This window comes from Vibrio sp. HI00D65 (genome assembly GCF_001635455.1).
Lineage (GTDB): Bacteria > Pseudomonadota > Gammaproteobacteria > Enterobacterales > Vibrionaceae > Vibrio.
In genome coordinates, this window is record NZ_LWEH01000411.1 from 1 (window position 1) to 289 (window position 289).

General features: G+C 44.3%; 1 pseudogene. It reads right to left on the minus strand.

Annotated features, from left to right (window positions below):
• Positions 1-59: 59 nt before the first annotated feature.
• Positions 60-289, minus strand: a pseudogene (locus A3712_RS27975) (hypothetical protein); the annotation flags it as partial.

Sequence of the window (289 nt, forward strand, 5' to 3'; positions counted from 1 at the left end):
TTTCAGCTCACTGTTTAATATGTCTATCCCGTGCTGAGTCGGAATAGCTTGCAGTGTGCTCATTCGGTGTCTCCTATTTCAAGTTGCCAAGTAATGGCAGTGCGGCACAAGATTTGAGTTTCAGCCTCTATTTCTAACTGTGAGCTCAACTCTGGCTTTATTGTTAAGGCGGTAGCCTGTTCAAATTTGGTTTCGGCTTCCAATGGGTAAAGCCAGTTAAACTCGGTATGAGGTAGTCGGACTTTTTCAAATGCGTTAATGGCTGTGCCATTGTCATAGCTGAAGAGGT